Origin of the sequence: Paenibacillus sp. p3-SID1389, assembly GCF_025151705.1 — a bacterium.
GTDB classification, from domain to species: Bacteria; Bacillota; Bacilli; order Paenibacillales; family Paenibacillaceae; genus Fontibacillus; species Fontibacillus phoenicis.
The window spans coordinates 1-16,355 of the sequence record NZ_JALXVO010000048.1 but is presented as its reverse complement, the minus strand read 5'-3'; the positions used below and the strand labels follow the sequence as shown (position 1 = coordinate 16,355).

At 46.4% G+C, this 16,355-nt stretch carries 17 protein-coding genes; 1 reads left to right on the top strand and 16 read right to left on the bottom strand.

Going from position 1 to position 16,355, the window contains the following annotated elements; translation table 11 throughout:
• Positions 1-171 precede the first annotated feature (171 nt).
• From M3G15_RS17125 to M3G15_RS17050, 16 genes are all read right to left on the bottom strand, one after another.
• Positions 172-1,302 (bottom strand): glycoside hydrolase family 88 protein, encoded by a 1,131-nt coding sequence (locus M3G15_RS17125; RefSeq protein WP_009226556.1) that lies wholly within the window; start codon positions 1,300-1,302, stop codon positions 172-174.
• A 45-nt stretch (positions 1,303-1,347) separates the two neighbouring features.
• Positions 1,348-2,229: a carbohydrate ABC transporter permease gene (locus M3G15_RS17120; protein WP_036646363.1), complete on the bottom strand. Its 882-nt coding sequence runs from the start codon at positions 2,227-2,229 to the stop codon at positions 1,348-1,350.
• A 10-nt stretch (positions 2,230-2,239) separates the two neighbouring features.
• Positions 2,240-3,163, bottom strand: a complete 924-nt coding sequence (locus M3G15_RS17115; protein WP_009226554.1) for an ABC transporter permease — start codon at positions 3,161-3,163, stop codon at positions 2,240-2,242.
• A gap of 61 nt (positions 3,164-3,224) precedes the next feature.
• On the bottom strand, positions 3,225-4,880 hold the full coding sequence (locus tag M3G15_RS17110) for an extracellular solute-binding protein (protein WP_260071572.1): 1,656 nt from the start codon (positions 4,878-4,880) through the stop codon (positions 3,225-3,227).
• Positions 4,881-5,060: 180 nt separating this feature from the next.
• On the bottom strand, positions 5,061-5,477 hold the full coding sequence (locus tag M3G15_RS17105; protein ID WP_260071571.1) for a hypothetical protein: 417 nt from the start codon (positions 5,475-5,477) through the stop codon (positions 5,061-5,063).
• A 115-nt stretch (positions 5,478-5,592) separates the two neighbouring features.
• Entirely contained in the window at positions 5,593-6,630 is a 1,038-nt protein-coding gene (locus M3G15_RS17100) for a Gfo/Idh/MocA family protein (protein ID WP_260071570.1), read from the bottom strand.
• 13 nt (positions 6,631-6,643) lie between these two features.
• Positions 6,644-7,612 carry a sugar phosphate isomerase/epimerase family protein gene (locus M3G15_RS17095; RefSeq protein ID WP_009226551.1) on the bottom strand — a complete coding sequence of 323 codons (969 nt, stop codon included), beginning with the start codon at positions 7,610-7,612 and terminating at the stop codon, positions 6,644-6,646.
• Between the two features lie 25 nt (positions 7,613-7,637).
• A complete protein-coding gene (locus M3G15_RS17090; RefSeq protein WP_009226550.1) occupies positions 7,638-8,348 on the bottom strand; it encodes a ThuA domain-containing protein in 711 nt (236 codons plus the stop codon).
• An 18-nt stretch (positions 8,349-8,366) separates the two neighbouring features.
• On the bottom strand, positions 8,367-9,440 hold the full coding sequence (locus M3G15_RS17085) for a Gfo/Idh/MocA family protein (RefSeq protein ID WP_260071569.1): 1,074 nt from the start codon (positions 9,438-9,440) through the stop codon (positions 8,367-8,369).
• 162 nt (positions 9,441-9,602) lie between these two features.
• Positions 9,603-10,469 (bottom strand): AraC family transcriptional regulator, encoded by an 867-nt coding sequence (locus tag M3G15_RS17080; RefSeq protein WP_009226548.1) that lies wholly within the window; start codon positions 10,467-10,469, stop codon positions 9,603-9,605.
• 180 nt (positions 10,470-10,649) lie between these two features.
• Positions 10,650-11,402, bottom strand: coding sequence for a sugar phosphate isomerase/epimerase family protein (locus M3G15_RS17075; RefSeq protein WP_260071568.1), 753 nt, complete (start codon positions 11,400-11,402; stop codon positions 10,650-10,652).
• 161 nt (positions 11,403-11,563) lie between these two features.
• On the bottom strand, positions 11,564-12,268 hold the full coding sequence (locus M3G15_RS17070; RefSeq protein WP_260071567.1) for an SDR family oxidoreductase: 705 nt from the start codon (positions 12,266-12,268) through the stop codon (positions 11,564-11,566).
• 418 nt (positions 12,269-12,686) lie between these two features.
• A complete protein-coding gene (locus tag M3G15_RS17065) occupies positions 12,687-13,058 on the bottom strand; it encodes a TetR/AcrR family transcriptional regulator (protein ID WP_260071566.1) in 372 nt (123 codons plus the stop codon).
• Between the two features lie 491 nt (positions 13,059-13,549).
• Positions 13,550-14,698, bottom strand: a complete 1,149-nt coding sequence (locus tag M3G15_RS17060; RefSeq protein WP_260071565.1) for an AAA family ATPase — start codon at positions 14,696-14,698, stop codon at positions 13,550-13,552.
• On the bottom strand, positions 14,691-15,485 hold the full coding sequence (locus tag M3G15_RS17055; RefSeq protein ID WP_260071564.1) for a DUF6414 family protein: 795 nt from the start codon (positions 15,483-15,485) through the stop codon (positions 14,691-14,693). Before M3G15_RS17055 ends, M3G15_RS17060 begins: the two co-directional genes overlap by 8 nt.
• Positions 15,486-15,710: 225 nt before the next feature.
• Positions 15,711-15,995: a DUF6809 family protein gene (locus M3G15_RS17050; protein ID WP_260071563.1), complete on the bottom strand. Its 285-nt coding sequence runs from the start codon at positions 15,993-15,995 to the stop codon at positions 15,711-15,713.
• Positions 15,996-16,130: 135 nt separating this feature from the next.
• Here M3G15_RS17050 and M3G15_RS17045 point away from each other — a divergent pair, with 135 nt between their 5' ends.
• A complete protein-coding gene (locus tag M3G15_RS17045; RefSeq protein WP_260071562.1) occupies positions 16,131-16,349 on the top strand; it encodes a helix-turn-helix domain-containing protein in 219 nt (72 codons plus the stop codon).
• Positions 16,350-16,355: the final 6 nt, after the last annotated feature.

Sequence of the window (16,355 nt, the reverse complement as noted above, 5' to 3'; positions counted from 1 at the left end):
GTGCATCAGATCAAGACCTAATTAAAACGTGTTTCCCCGGCCCAAGCCTATAGATAAAAAGTTCAATTCGATTGACAATTCCCGCTTGCGAGCAGTCCTGCGACCTAACAAAACGCAAATAGCCCGAGGGACTAGGTGGTCCTTCGGGCTAAATTTCGAGATAAAGTTTTTTTAGAAAATACGCCGCTTCCATCCTTGGAGCTTCGCCAACGCCTCAACGAAGTAATAATCCCCGTAGATCAGCGAAACGTTCACGTTCTGATTAGCTGGCTTGTGGCCCGTACCTTGAAGCAGGATGGCCTCATGCTTCGGATCGTCCCAAGTGGCATAATTCGTAGCGAGTGAGCTTAAGATTCGCTCGGCGGCAGAGCGGTACGGTCGGCCAATCGGTTCATCCAGTTGGTCGGCAAGCTCTAGCAACCCGGAGGCAGCGATCGCTCCGGCCGAGGTGTCACGGGGAATCTCGTCGTCCCCAGCTTCCAGTATGGCCCGGAAATCCCACGGCGGGACGCTGTCCTCAGGCAAGCTAGCGATAAAGAAATTTGCCACCCGCTGGGCTGCACTTAAGTACACTGCGTCGTTGGTATGACGGTACGTATTCGTCAGGCCGTAAAGCGCCCAGGCGTTCCCCCGGCTCCAGGCCGAGTCGGGACCCGCGCCTTGTCCGCCTAACGCCCCCACGCGTTCGCCCGTTTCGGGGTCAAACACCACGATGTGATGGGTGGACCCGTCCGCCCGCACGAATTGCTTCACAACCATATCCGCATGAGCCTTGGCGATATGCGCAAACCGTGGGTCGCCGCTTTCCTCGGAAGCCCAGAAGAGCAGCGAGATATTCATCATCGTATCGATGATCGACCAGCCGGTTTGCTTGCTGCCGTTCCAAGCCCGGAGGTAGCTGCCCTTCGGGTTGAAGCGGCCGGCCAGGAAGTTTGCCGCAAACAAGCCTCGCCGCAAGGCGTCTTTGTCGCCGGTCAGCTTATACTTAAAGACCGCCGTCGGCAAAAAATGAAAACCTACATCATGATCAAAAGCATTCTCCTGCTGGAACAACGCAAACAACCGTTCATCCCAAGACCAGGCTGCCTCCCGCCATCCTTCTTCACCCGTCATGTCGTACATCAGCCAGAGGATCCCCGGCCAGAATCCGGAGGTCCACCAGTCCAGCTTCGTATCGTCATAAATTCCGTTTTGTCCTGCAACATGCGGAGCCTTAGATCCCAAGGAATCCCGCATCAGCGACACCTTGGACTCCAACCGCGGCCAGATCTCCTGGCTGATCGTTTTTAAGGTCGTTGTCATGTTTCTCCTCCTCTACCTTTACTCGTGGGACTTCCCTCTCATCCATTACCCCTTCAACGATCCGACCATAACACCTTTCACGAAATAACGCTGTAAAAACGGATATATGCACATGATCGGAAACGTCGCCACAATGATCGTCGCATATTTGATCGTCTCCCCGATCTGGAACCGGTCTCCGGCGGAGGCGCCGATCGACATACTGTCCGTCGAGTTCGAGATCAGGATTTCGCGGAGCACGAGCTGTAAGGGGAACAACTCCCGGCTTCGGATGAACACCGAGGCATAGAACCACCCGTTCCATTTGTCCACCGCATAATACAAGATCATCACGGCAATCACGGGCATGGAGAGCGGGATGATAATTCGGAACAGGATCGTAAAGTGATTCGCCCCATCGATCTTCGCCGACTCCTCCAAGCTGTCCGGGATGCCCATAAATGACGTCCGCATGATGATCAGATTAAACGTGCTGACTGCAAACGGGATGATCGTGGACCATAACGAATCCAATAGACCTACGCCCTTGACGATCAGGTACATCGGAATCAAGCCGCCGCCAAAAAACATCGTAAACACGATGATGAACATAAAGACCTTGTTCCACATCACGTTTTTGCGGGACAATACGTAAGCGCCCAGGGCAGTCATGAAAATATTCACGGTCACTCCAAACACGACGATAAACAACGTATTACGAAACCCGATTCCGATCCCCGGGTTGGCGAGCACGGCCCGATAGGCTTCCAGGCTGAAACCCACCGGCTTCCAAAGCAGTCCTTTATAAGCCAACAGGCGCGCCGGATCACTAAGGGAGGCTAACAGAACATAGACCAACGGATACAAGGTCGCGATCACGAGCAAAATCAGCAGGGTATAATTCACCACATTAAATAATCGATCCATCCAACCGCTTTCCGTCTTCATCGCTTCCACCTCACCATAAGCTGTTTTCATTCACTTTGCGGCTGATGTAGTTCGCGGAGATGAGCAGCGCGAGATTGATCACCGAGTTAAATAATCCCACGGCCGAGCTATAGCTCCAGCCGAATTCCAGCAACCCTTTGCGGTACACAAAGGTGGAAATAACATCCGCCGTTTCGTAGGTGATCGGATTGTAGAGCAAAATGATTTTTTCAAAACCAACGTTCAGCAAGTTCCCAATCCGCAAAATAAACATGATGGTGATGACAGGTACCAGGCCGGGTAGGGTGATATAGAACATTTGCTTCAGCCGGCTGGCCCCGTCAATTCGAGCGGCTTCGTATTGCTCGAGATCGATGCTCATCAACGCGGCAATATAGATGATCGATTCCCAGCCGATGCGTTGCCAGATTTCCGACAACACGTAGATCGGCCGGAACAGCTCCGGCTTCTGCAGCATCGCTTGACCATCGTACCCAAGCAGCATAAACAGCCGGTTAATTAGGCCGTCCGCATTCGTAAAGTCCGTAATGATGCCGCAGATCACAACTAAGGAGATAAAATACGGCATATACGTAATGGTCTGCACGACCCGTTTGAAGCGGCGGCGGCGCACTTCATTGATCAGCAAGGCCAGGATGATCGGCGCGGGGAACTCAAAGATCAGCGTATATAAGCTGATGAGTACGGTGTTTTTGAGAACTCGCAAGAAATAGTAGCTCCCGAAGAACTCTTCGAAATGCTTGAGACCCACCCAGTCGCTCCCCAAGATCCCCTTAACCGGGGAAAAATCCTTAAAAGCGATGATTGCGCCATACATCGGACCGTAATGAAAAATCACGTAGTAGGCGATGACGGGAATCATCATGAGATACAAATATTTGTTTAACCGAAAGTCCCGGATCAACCGGCGTTTGAAGGAAACGGGTTTATTCATGCGCTTTAGGGGTTCACCTCATTTCAAGTCGGGAGGGCCTATACGCCCTCCCGTATGCTCCTTATCGATTGTTGTAACGCTCCAGCGCTGCAGTTTGAATCTCGATGGCGCGGTCCAGGCGAAGCGACTTCATTTTTTCTACATAGCTTTCAAATTGGTCCACGGATTCTTCCCCTAAAATGATCTTGATCGTCATCTCATCCACCAGCGTGTTGATGTCGTTCATAATCGTGGCATATTCCGAGCTTTCCTCCGGCGTTGGCGTAATCGGCGGCAATTGGTATTTCGCGACATCGGTGTTCTTCCAAATTTCGATCGCATCCCGCTGGGTTTGCAGGGCGAAGAATTGCTCCGCATACCGTTTGTCTTGTACGAACGGTCCGTTGTAGCTGCCGCGGGCATATAACGAAATCGCTTGCGCCGGCGCGAGTTTATCTGGATTTTTCATGAGCAAGTCGGTGTATTTCGGATATCCGTCCACCAACTCGTAGCTGACGCCTTCTTCCCCAAAGTTGAAGAACATATGGCCTTCCTCACTGTACCCGTAATCCAGCATCCGTACTGCCAACTCCGGATCCTTGGCGGCCGTTGTAATCGCGACCGTGCCTTCAGAGGAGTACGGTTGGTTCCGCTGCCCGAATTTGGGCTTCTCGCCCTTGTTCAGCACCGGATAAGGAGCTGCCACAAGCACTGCTTTCGGATCGTTCGCCTCGATCAACGGCTGCCATTTTCCCATCCCGCCGCCAGCGTTGCCGATCGTGGCACCCGTTGCTCCGGAAGCAAGGTTGCTGTCGAGCGCTTTACCATCGACCGTCGCGATATTTTTATCGAGCAGCCCTTCCTTATACCAAGATTGGAACAATCTTAAATACTCCTTGAATCCGGGTTCCGCAGGACCAAACTTGATCTTCCCGTCTTCTTGGTAAAAGCCTTGAGTCACCCCATATGCACCCAGGAACGCTCCGTTGTAGGATTCATTAAAGAAGCGCGGCTTGCTGACCAGCGAGAGCGGAGCGGCAGCTCCCTTTTTCTCCTTAAACGCACGGAGCGTGGTCGTCCATTCGTCGATTGTTTCCGGCACCGGCAGTCCAAGTTCATCTAGCCAGTCCTTGCGGATCATCGGCCCCTGGAAGACCTGCAGATACTCATCGCCCCGGATAAACGGAAAGACGTAGTAACTGCCGCTGTCGGTTTTCACCATCTTATCGATATCTGGATGCTCCTCTAAATACTTCTTCAGATTGGGCGCGTACTTGTCGATCAGATCGTTCAGACGCAAAATATACCCGTCACTGATCGCTTTCTCCGGGCCGCCGGGAAAACTCATGAAGTTGTATTCGATCATATCCGGCAGATCGCCTGATGCCAGCATGACGTTCAGCGCCTCGCGGGCTTGACCTGCCGGCGGTGCCGTAAATTCGAGCGGAACCCCGGTTTTCTCCTGCCATTTCTGAAAGAATGGAACATCGTTATGGGAATTCACAATCCCGATCAGGTTCCCGGTCAAATCCCCCCAATACGTTAGCTTCTTATCGGTTTGGATTGGATAAGTCGCCCCCGTTTCGGTGACCGAGGTGTTGCCGCCAGCATCTGTTCCCCCTTCATTGGATTTTGCGCTGTTTGTCTGCCCCCCGTTTGAGCATGCCAGCAGCATGGTGCTAAGCAAGCCGATGGCTAGGCCGGTTGAGACCCAGCGGGCTAAGGATTTTGTCTTCATATACCTTCCCCTCCATGAATTGTGATGGGAGTTAACCCATCCTCAGCATACGAACAATCCACAGGGCGGCCTATGGGCAAAACCTCCAATGGCATGTTGATTTCGTTTGGGGCAGATTGATGATTTATGAAATGCAGTTGATGATCTATATAACAAAGTTCTCTAACACGCGATCCAAATTCACTCGGCGGTAACCAAAATCATCTGTTGAGCTTGGGATGTCTGATCACTGCCCAAGGCTTGAACTACGATACGGTCATGCATACTGCGACTGCCAAAGTCCCACGTGAATGACCAACCGTCGCTTCCGTCAAGATCATAACCGATGAGTTCCCGTTCTCCCCACGTTTCCGTCCCTGTTGGAACGACCCAAAACAATACGGTTTCAACGTTTAAGGCTTTCACTTTAAGGGTCATTGTCGTCGTACCGTCACGAACTATCCACCAGCCGTCGTTTTGCGGCAAATCCGTGGTGACCTCAAGAATTTGAGCTCGTTTTTCCTGGGCTTTGGGTTCTTGAGGTTCATCGGAATAGCTGCATGCAGATAAGATCAAGAGGACTAATAAACTAACTCCAACTATAAATAATTGCCTCATTCGATTCTCCCTCTTTAAAGACTTGAACCGCTATTGAGCATTCGAGAACTTGCGAGATGTATTCAAGCAGCAAAAGGCTAACCGCGAACGGCTAGCCTTTAGTGTTGTTATATGGTCATCCCTTATGACAGGACTGTAAAATATCATCCATCAGCTTCATCACCTTGCGAACTTCCTGATTCTTCACGATCGGCTCAGCGCCTTCGCGTACAACTTCATAGAAGTTCTGATAGAACGGTACGAAATCTGCTTTAGGTTCAGGGAAAGCCAATTTCTCCGTAGCTTCCTCCGAAGGAGGCGCCATCGTCTTGGTGAGTCCCACGCCCGCTTGGATTGGGGTTGGAGCCGCCACATCCTCACGGCCGGTAGCCGCGATGATTTCGCCGGACAAATCCCAGTCGTTAATCTTCGCAGTCCCTTCAAGGCCTTTCACGTACCAGCGCGGAAGCTTGGTATAGTTGGTGGTGCCGACTTCGACCAGCGCCTTCACGCCATTTTCAAAAGTAATGTAGCACATGAATCCGTCATCGACTTCATCACCTAAGATATAGCTCAAATCGGAAAATACACTTTGCACAGGGCTATCGACCAGCCACAGCAGTTGGTCCAGCAGATGGACGCCCCAGTCCAGGAGCATGCCGCCGCCATGCTTTTTCAAATGACGCCAATCGCCTGGAATGCCGTTCGCCCCCTGAACGCGGGATTCGATTTGAAAAATCTCCCCAATCGTCCGGTTCTGATACAACTGGCGGATGATAAGGAAGTCTGGGTCCCATCGCCGATTTTGGTGAACCATAAAGACCTTGCCCGTCTCTTCAGCCACCGCCAAAATGTCATCCAGCTCTTCGGTATTCATCGCCACCGGCTTTTCGCAAACGACATGTTTGCCGGCCCGCATCGAGCGAATCGCAATTTCCTTGTGGGAATCATTAGGGGTCGCGATTAAGACCGCTTCGATGTTGTTATCGGTTAATACTTCCTCCAGGCTGCCATAGATATGCAGGCCTTTGCCCTTGGAGATTTGCTGTCTTTCTCCGGAAATATCATAGGTTCCCACGACATGAAAGCGAGAGCTTTCTGCCGGAATGAGGTTGTGGGCATGGTAAGAGCCCATCCCGCCATAGCCGATGACGGCAAAGTTGATCTTCGACATCTTGCTTGCTCCTTTACGCCCACCACATGGCAGAAGGCTGCTCATGGATCATGATGGATTTCAAGTTAGTAATGGCACGAGTGAGGCCTTCATTCACCGACATGATCGGATCTTCATGCTCGATGCTGAGCACATAATCATATCCATATACGCGCAATGCGGAGATGATATCCGACCATACCTTCAGGTCATGGCCGCAGCCTACCGAACGGAACGTCCAGGCACGCGTCTTCACATTGCCGTAAGGCTGCATATCCGTTAACCCGTACATATTAATGTTATCCTGATCCAGATACGTATCCTTCGCATGGAAGTGGTGGATCGCACCAGCCTCCCCAAGGATCTTAACCGCAGCAACCGGATCAATTCCTTGCCACCACAAATGGCTTGGATCCAGGTTACAGCCGATCGCTTTACCGGTTGCTTCACGCAATTTCAACATGGTGTATGGCGTATGAGCCAGGAAGCCGCCATGGAGTTCGATCCCGATTTTCACGCCGGCCGCTTCCGCTTCCTTGTTGATCTCCTTCCAATACGGGATCAGCTTCTGCTCCCATTGGTAATTGTAGTTGTCATCGTATTCCGTTGGCCAAGGCAAGACCGGCCAGTTCACTTGGGTATCCCCCGGTTTCCCGCCCGATACGCCGGAGAATCCGTTGACGACCGGAACGTTCAGCAAGCTGGCCAGCTTAATCGTTTTGCGCAGCAAGGTGTCCGCCTCGGCAGCCACTTCTGGGATCGGGGAGATCGGATTGTTGTGGCAGCTAAGCGCAGAAATTTCGAGGCCTTTGTCCGCTAATTTGGCGAGATATTCTTTTCTCGCATCGCTGCTGGCCAGCAATTGATCAATATCCAAATGAGCGTTGCCCGGATAACCGCCGGTCCCGATTTCAACCGTCTGCAATCCTTTCTTGGCCACTTCCTCAATCATCTCTTCAAAGCTTAAATGATTAAACAATGGTGTAAATACACCCAGTTTCATTGCTCTTCACTCCTAATGGTTTACCTTATTTTTCACGTGCTTCATAGTGGCCGTAAACGGGATACAGATTTTGGGTTGGAGCGCACCAGCGGATCCCGTTCTTAATGACCTTCTGCACTTTCTCGTTATAATAGCTCGGATACGTTTCATGGCCAGGTTGGAAATAGAAGATCTTCCCGTTCCCCCGCCGGAACGTACAACCGCTGCGGAACACTTCGCCTCCAGGGAACCAGCTGACAAAGATCAGCTCGTCCGGTGCCGGAATATCAAAATGCTCCCCGTACATCTCTTCCTTCTCCAACTCGATAAAATCGCCGATACCTTCGGCAATCGGGTGGCTCGGGTTCACGTTCCAAATGCGGCTATGCTTCCCGTCTTCCCGCCATTTCAGGTCGCAAGAGGTTCCCATGAGTCTCTTGAAAATTTTGGAGAAATGTGCCGAATGCAGCACAACCAGCCCCATACCTTCCAGCACCCGCTTATGCACGCGTTCCACGATTTCATCCTGAACTTCATCATGGGCCATATGCCCCCACCAGATCAGGACATCCGTATCCTCTAATACTTCTTCCGTCAAGCCATGCTCTGGTTCGTCCAACGTTGCCGTCTTCACTTTGAATTGGTCCTCACGGAGAAACTTTGCAATTTGCCCGTGAATCCCTTCCGGATATACTTCTTGAACGACTTTATTGGTCTTCTCATGCCGATATTCGTTCCATACGGTGACTTGAATCATGGATATCGCTCCTTGATCTTATAGGTATACCGGCTCGCCGGTCTTCGAGGATTTGTAAATCGCCTCTAGAATTTCCGTAACCACCAAGGCTTCTTCCGGTTTCACGACAGGCTCGGTATCATTTAGGATCGCCTGAATCCAGGATTGGGCTTCAAGCACCTCCGGTCTTTCGCCTGCACCATCGTAGAAAGCAACGCCGCCGGTTTGCAGCTCGATCTTCTTCTCATACAGCAGGCTGTGGTCTTCCCCGTTGATGGTCAGGCCATTGTTCATATCGGCGCCTGCTTTGGTTCCGCACAGCGTCGTTTTTGCTTCCTTTACGTCCAGGCTGTTTAACGCCCAGCTGGATTCCAGGAAGATGGTGGCCCCGTTTTCCATCACGACAAAACCAAATGCGGAGTCTTCTACAGTGAATTTTTCCGGATCCCAAGGTCCCCATGCATTCGCTGCATTTTTCGTTTGGGACAATTTATGATACGTTTTCCCCACCACGTACTTCGGCTTGTAGTTGTTCATCATCCAGAGCGTCATGTCAAGCGCGTGGGTACCGATGTCGATCAATGGACCTCCGCCTTGCGCTTCCTCATCCAGGAATACGCCCCAAGTTGGTACCGCGCGGCGACGAATCGCATGAGCTTTAGCAAAATAAATTTCACCCAAACCGCCCTCTTCACAAACTTGGTGCAAATATCTCGAATCCGTCCGGAACCGGTTCTGATAACCGATCGTTAATTTCTTGCCGGTCCGCTTGGACGCTTCGACCATGCTTCTCGCTTCTTCAGCCGTCTTCGCCATCGGTTTCTCGCACATCACATGACAGCCCGCTTCCATCGCTGCAATCGAAATGACCGCATGCGAAGAGTTTGGCGTACATACATGAACGACATCCAAATCGGTATTCGCTAACATCGTTTCATAATTATCAAAAACCTGCGCATCCGCAGTACCAAATTTCTTCTTCGCTTCCTCCGCACGTTCCACGACAATATCGCAGAAGGCTACCATTTCTACTTCTTTCACCTCGGAAAGAGCCGGCATATGCTTGCCGTTTGCAATCCCACCGCATCCGATAATACCAACTTTTAGTTTCATCTTATCCCTCCTGAAAGCGTTTCTATTGTCGAATTCATTATAGCCAAATTTATAACTGCTTTCTTCCCAATTTCCTCGCATGATACTCCCGAATATTGCCCTCCGGTTCAAAAAACAAACAAGGGCTTCTACCGAGAATAAACTCGTAAAAGCCCTTGATCTTTAAGACTCTATTAGATTTTTGCGATACTGCAGCGGCGATTGTCCAACCTCATCTTTAAACACATGATGGAACGTTTTGACGCTGGCGAAGCCGGCTTTATCGGCGACTTCCGCCATAGGGATATTTTCGTTGGCCAAAATAAACTTTGCTTGATTGATCCGATACTCCGTCAGGAACTGCATGAACGTCTGCCCGGTATTCGCCTTAAAGAATCGAGTGAAATAGTACGGACTAAAGCCCACGAATTTCGCCACGTCTTCTAGGGTAATCACTTCCCGATAACGATTTTCCACATATTCAAAGACTTGATTCAGCAAATCTAAGGTTTCTTTGTGCTGAATCGTGGATCGCTTGCTGGGCAAGTTCGAAGTTTGGCGTCTTGGCAAATGCAAATAAAACTCGCCGATTAATTGGTACAGATATCCGAGGGTCAAATAATTCATGCCCATCGGTTTCGTCTGTTCGACTTCATATAAATGAATTAACAGCTCCGTCGCCTTCTGGGCTAACCCCTGCGGCCAGTTGCGGCTAAGCGGCTCGCCGGTTTCAAAGAGATTTAATAAGGAGTCCTCTGAAATGCGCAGGGTTCTCTCATCAAACAGTTTCAGATTAAACTGATAGACATACCGTTCACTCTCTGGCGAAGCCAAGAAATAATGAGCCTCCCCGCTAGGGAAAAAGAAGATCTCCCCTTCCTCCAACTGGACGATCTCTTCCCGAACGCCGATGTTCACCTTGCCTTTGCGGGAATAGATGATTTCAATTTCTTTATGCCAATGCGGATAGACAATCGTCATTCCGTCATTTAGGAACGTTCGAAACAAAATGGAATCCTGAAACTCCGGGATTTCCAAGTACTCGCTCATAACCCTGATGACTCCCTGCACGTTAGATTTTGTCGTGTTCAGTATGATTATAAGGGGCTTCCCTGATCCGGACAACCCGAGGGGGGAATCTATCTTGTCTTTTTTACACTTCTTGTTAGAAGTCCATGAAAAACCCACCTTCCGCCATATGCTTCGGGTGGGTTGGTGGTTCTTCCTCTATTATTCTGAATGGACCTCATCAACCATCGCCCGAAGCCGCTGACAATCGATCGCTGTAGCTTCTAGCGGCGGATAGTTCTGAAACTCCTCTTGCTCCACAATTAACCAAGGGATTTCGTTCTCCTTGGCGAAATGGACGAATTCCTTCATCGGCAGGACACCGGAACCAATTTCCGTGCTTTCCCGAGGAGAATCCTGCATATCTTTCATATGAAAAAGACCAATCCGATCCTTATGCATCTCTAACCATGAGAACGCGTCCAAACCGGCATCCGCCAGCCAGTATAGATCTACTTCCAGGTCGATTTGTTCCGTACGTTGCACCATTTCATCCAGAATGTCCACGCCGGGGATCTCCGTGAGTTCATTGGCATGATTATGGTAGTAAAATTCGAAGCCTTCCTCTGCCGCCTTTTTTGCGACCTCCTCCATTTCCTCAATGAAGGCGTGCCAAGCTTCTAAGGTCTGGAAGCTGGCATAGGGGATCACAATCCGAGAATTTCCAATTTCCTTCTCGAAGGCCAACGTCCCCTCGAAATCCCGTTCCAAAGCCTCAAAAGAAAGATGCGAAGCCGCGACCTGCAATCCCAGTTCCTCTAAGTAACCTTTGACTTCAGCAGCACTTTTCCCATGATAACCGGCAAATTCAACGCCGTCATAACCGCTTTCTTTTACTTTTTTGAGCGCTCCATAAAAGTCCGCTTTACATGCATCCTGAATACTCCATAATTGCAAGGCAATTTGGGGTTTCATCGAACCTCCTCCTTTCACGAGTCCATTATAGCGAAATCACCTCCCACATTCTTCCCGCTTTCTTCCGAAAAGCTCCTGAATAATGCGCTTTCATAACCGACATGATAAAAGGCCACAACAAGAAATCCTTGTTGCAGCCGAATATCATGAACTTCCTTATATTAATTTTGTTGGAATAATTGGGGATACAAAGCTTGTACGCCGCCAGCAAAGTCACGTTGCACGTTACGGCTAAATTCATCGGCGACAATTTCGTAGTTGTCTGCTTCAACACCGTCGATGGCAATCTTCGCAATATCCGCAGGACTTGCTTTTGGTGCTTTTACATTTGCAGTCATGTCTGTGTCCATAAACGCCACATGAAGCCCAGAAACCTTTATATTTTTCGGAGCCAAAGCCATACGAAGCGTATTCGTCATATTCCATTCCGCCGATTTCGCTGCAGAATATCCCGTGTTGCCTACACTAAACCAGGACAGAACAGAGAGGATATTCAGAATCGTCCCGCCGCCATTTTTCTCAAGAATCGGGGCAAATGCACGGATCATCGACAAGTTGCCAAAAAAGTGAGTTTCCATATCCAATCTGATCTGATCCAAATCGCCATCCAGCAAAGCAGCGCCTGTATGGGATCCAGCATTGTTGACCAACAAAGTCAGATCTGGAATGGCTTGTGCTGCCTTCGCAATCGATTGAGGATCGGTAATATCCAGTTGTACTGGAATAGCGCCCGGCAATTGAATCGCTTCTGGATCTCTTGCTCCAGCATAAACCTTCGCTCCTCTTGCGAGAAGTTCACTTGCAAGATGATAACCCAACCCACGATTCGCACCAGTAACCAACGCAACTTGTTTTGAAATTTCCATCGATAACAGCTCCTTTTCTTTTATTTGAGATGTGTTTTTGTCTGGAATATTTTTTAGAATGATCATTCTTTTATTATCAAAAAAAATAGCTTATACCAAAGTTGCCCTCCCCCCTGCAAAGCCAATTTTATTTCTAGAACGATCGTTCTTGTTAATGTTCAGGGAGTTCCGCCTCCAGAGCTATCATACACGATTTGAGAACGATCAGTTAAGAATTAAATTGTGTCTTTCCTCTTGCAAACGATCTCCCTGATCGGTCATCCAAAAACAGCGGATACTGCGACTTTCGCGGTATCCTCCAAAATTTTACGATCCGTAGTTGTTTTAGCGAGTAACCCATGTCGCGTTGTCATCAGGAATCTTGCGGTCTCACGTACATCCAGTCCAGGCTTTAATTTGCCTAACTCTTGAGCTCGTGTCAAAAATTTATAAAAGCCATTTCCATGTCTGACGTAAAAGCTTCGATCCGCGTTGAAATCTCCGAATCCACGGCTCCCAGTTCCATGGCTGTATTGGCAATAAAACATCCACGGCGTCCCGTTTCATTGTTTAAAGCCACATCAATTAAACTATCGAAATAAAGTTGTAGCAATTCTTTGGGTTCTCCATCCTCTTCAAGGATCCGAAAGGCTTGATCTTTAGTCACTTCCTGGAATCGATCCAAACAGTTGAGGAACAGTTGATTTTTATCGCCAAACGTATCGTACAGGCTCCCCCTGTGAACCCCCGTCCGATCGACCAAATCCTGAATGGAGGTTCGCTCAAAGCCTTTCTCCCAGAACAATTCCATCGCTTGTTACAATGCGGTTTCCTGATTAAATTCCCTTGGTCGCGCCATTCTAAGCCTCCTCCTTTCTTCTTCATCATACAAGTTTGAGAATGATTAGCAAAGAATGATGCTTTTTGGTATTGTAAGTTCCACATGTGTATATTATGGATAGACGACTTATAGCTGCATATGGCTACTTGTCTAAACTGTCAAACTCAATTCTTTCTATAATATACCTTGTCCATGCGTAACCCACAGCAATGGATGTTAGAACTGGTTCAATATTTACTTCTTTTGCGGGGGAGGTATAAAACACTGTCCAAACTTACAAAAAAATGCACTTTTTTCCGAAGCACAGTAATTCCCTCAGTATCACTTTCGTACGTTCTTCGCATTCACATACCTCCGAAGAAAGTTATTTCAACACCCATAACCGTGCAATCCAGATCTACATCTAAGAGCGTTGTCCCTGGATATTAATTGTATTTCAATATCTGTTTTTTCCTCCACGATTACTTAAGTAGCGGCTTAATATTTTCTTGCACCGACAATCTTATATCAGTAACTTCCTGAAAAAGCAGTTCCTCAATAACACTTAATATTTTACTCTTGATAGTTCGAGCATTTTCACCGGTTGCTTGGATAATTTTACTAACCCTACTATATACTTCGAACCTATCGATAAGCCCCTCACACTCCTTAGCAATTGATTCTATCTCCTTCATCGTTAGCTCGTATATAGTTTCTTCAGAAAAGTCATTAAATTCGATAAATTTATCGATTCTATAAAAAATGGGTAGACCTAAACTCTCTTTTATCTCATTTAAACTAGAAAAATTAGATGTTAATATTATCAATAAGCCTGAAATATCAACATCATATGTCGCGTCACTGAAAATAGTATTATCAAACAAAGTGTAAAAGGCTGAATAGAAGTATTCTGGACATTTATCAAGTTCGTCAAGAAAAATAAGATTTGATTCTCTTTCCAAAAGGTCAAATCCTAAACTTCTTCGATTTGGTCGGTCACCAAAAAAATAATAGGAATAAGCCTCATTTTTAAACATCGACAAGTGCTTTTCCATAAATTTACCTTCAAAGAATTTTTTCGATATTTCCCTAACTAGTTCCGTTTTCCCCAAACTACTTTTGCCATATAACATGATTACATAAGGCTTTTTTCTATTTACAGTAGTTAAATACCACATACTTTTACTTATTTCGTAAACTGCATTATTTTGTCCAATAATGCTCTGTGCGATAGAGCTCATATTTTCTGAAAAATGCTCTGGTTGTCTGGTTATAGTATACTCCTCAATAATCCGAGTCAAATGAACTATTTCACGGTTGCATAAATCTTCAAGATATGTTTCTAATACTCTTGGAGGATTATGAATATATATAGTTGCATCATCTGTAGTCAGCTCTTCAATTAATGAGCCTAATCTATCGTGGGCTGATTCCACAATTCCATGATAATTATTATTTTTTAATATCATGGATGAAGCTTTAAATTGATCTGATTGATAACCTCTTTGCTTTATTTCATCAAATATCCTAACTAAATCCAGAAAGTATTCTGCCTCTTCTTTGAACTCTTTAATTTGATCATCGAAAAAAGACTTTGAACCGATTATTATTTTGTATGTTCTTTTATCCACCTTGAATACCTCCCATTGTAATACATGCATATACTACATCGAATAATTGAATTTCATTGGCACTGTTTCCTTTACTTATAGAGTCACCATTTTTATCATCGTCGATTGACATAGTTGGTGGGTATGCATCAGCAAGTGATTTATGATGATTGACCCCAGTAATTAAATTTTCCATTTTACTTATTTGTTTAAAGAAGTCAAATTTCTCTTTATCAAATTTTCCAACATCAATACAATATAGTGTCATTCTTGTGGCCAACAAATCATTTCGTTTATAGTTACTAACGAATGCAGAATTATTAAATCGAACATACCGCTGATCATCTACTTTATATGTATCATACCCGTCATAATCGTCCATTACAGACTTAAACTCTTTTATATCTACACCTTCCACGCCTCCTTTTATAATGCGCAAATATCCGCCTGCAACCCTAAAAAAAGTTGATGAGTTTTCAATGTCGAAAATTAGCGTGTCCTTTATTTCTGTAAAATGCAACTTTAGTTGTTCAAATTCAGAAATCTCAGTTGATGTAATTGTTGTCGAACTATCTCTTTTAAACATAAATGATGCGTTAATTCTTCCTGAAAATAAAAAAGATAATCTATCCCAAAAAGGCACACTTAATTTAACTTTCGTCTCGACCTCAACACTAGTTCCAATTCCAGTTGAGGAAACAGAATCTAACTTAGTTGTTTTTGAACCTTTATTTTGTTCTTGAAGGATATTTCTTATTGTTTCTTTGTCAAAATATATAATCTTATTAATACCTTTATTTTTAATCATTAACTCTAACCTCCATACCCGATGAGTCCTCTTTCAGCTAAATAGTATAATTTACCTATATTCATATACTACTATACAATGGAAGATTATGACGAATAAAATATAAATTGCTCGAAAATAAAGAAACTCCCGCTGTTAAAGATATTGCGGAAGTCTAGTGACCTAATTGTTTTTATAAACATGAATACAACATGCTTTGCACTAATTCTAACCTTCTCTCTGAACTTAGCTTCTCTTCTCCTTATCCCCACAAAACACCTCAACCATAACCAATGTCCCCATCCTAAAGCCCTGGACAAAGGCCTCCCTTATTACCATTGAATTAGATTCACCATTCAAATCTAAGATTTGCTCTAATTTTGCAAAGTCTTTCTCCGAAAAACATTCTTTTGCTTCTTGCATTAAGTCCGAAATCTTTCTATTAAGTGGACGATAGTCGGGATCTGTAGGAACCAATCGTTCTTCAGGTCTCAAGTTGCCGTAGAATATATCTTCTACAATACTCTTCATACCTCTCTCCCCTTAAGTGCTACGTTTTCAAAATCCCTTGAAAAATTTGGGATATGAATAGATTTTATGCGAAAAATGCATAAATCTCAATATGCAATTTTCGCATAGAGTAAACTTAGCATGGGTGATATATGAATGTATAAGCGAATTAGGGATTTAAGAACAGATAGAGATTTAACGCAGCAACAAATAGCTCAACTTTTAAACATTTCACAGGCAACCTATTCTCGTTACGAAAACGGGAACTTGGATGTTCCCAGCTCCGTTTTGATTAAATTAGCCAACTTCTATAACGTTAGTATCGATTACATTCTGGGTCAAACCAACAATTCAAAGCGTTCTAATGACAAATAACTAAGT